This is a genomic window from Marinobacter sp. C7 (genome assembly GCF_022343555.1).
Taxonomy (GTDB): Bacteria; Pseudomonadota; Gammaproteobacteria; order Pseudomonadales; family Oleiphilaceae; genus Marinobacter.
The window spans coordinates 1-689 of the sequence record NZ_JAKQZH010000030.1; the positions used below are offsets into that span (position 1 = coordinate 1).

The 689-nt window shown below is 66.3% G+C and carries 1 protein-coding gene; it reads left to right on the forward strand.

The window, feature by feature from the left end; all coding sequences use genetic code 11:
• Positions 1–54: 54 nt before the first annotated feature.
• Positions 55–689: DMT family transporter (locus tag MD273_RS18530; protein ID WP_239039253.1), on the forward strand; the 635-nt coding region annotated here is incomplete at its 3' end.

Here is a 689-nt window from a genome sequence, read left to right on the forward strand (position 1 = left end):
CGCGGCACGCCCGCCGCTATCGCCGGAAGCTAGTTTCGGGGAGAGGCAGTCATCATGGTGGCATTGAGCCGTTCATCGGGTATCGGGCTGTGTGTCGCCGCGGTCGCAACGCTTTCCGGCGTCGACGCGCTCGCCAAGGCGCTGGGCGCGGAGCTCTCGAGCTTTCAGGTCGTTTTCCTGCGCTACACCGTCGCCTCGCTGTTTCTGGCGCTGTTCGTGGCGCTTTACGTGCGGCAGTGGCCGAAACGCGGATACCTGAGGGCGCATGCGCTGCGCGGCTTCCTGGCGGCAGCGACGGCCAGCAGCTTCTTCTACGGGCTTGCCGGCATGCCGCTGGTGATGGCGCTGGCGCTCGCCATGACCAGCCCGATCTACATGGCTGTGCTCGGCACGCTGCTTTTGAAAGAACGTCCCGGACGTCATCTGGTCGCGGCGATTGTGCTGGCGTTTGCCGGCTCCGCCATCATCGTCCTCACGCGCGGTACCGGGCTTGCCGGCCCGCCGGTCGCCCCGCTTGCGATTGCCGCCGGCCTTCTCGCCCCGGTCATCTATGCGCTGGCGGCGATCGCGATGAAGCAGAATTCGACCAGCGATCATCCAGCCGTGCTGAGCCTGATGCAGGCTATGTTTGCGGCACTATTCTCGCTGCCGATGGCCCTTTCCGTGTGGCAGGCGCCGCCGGCTCACCT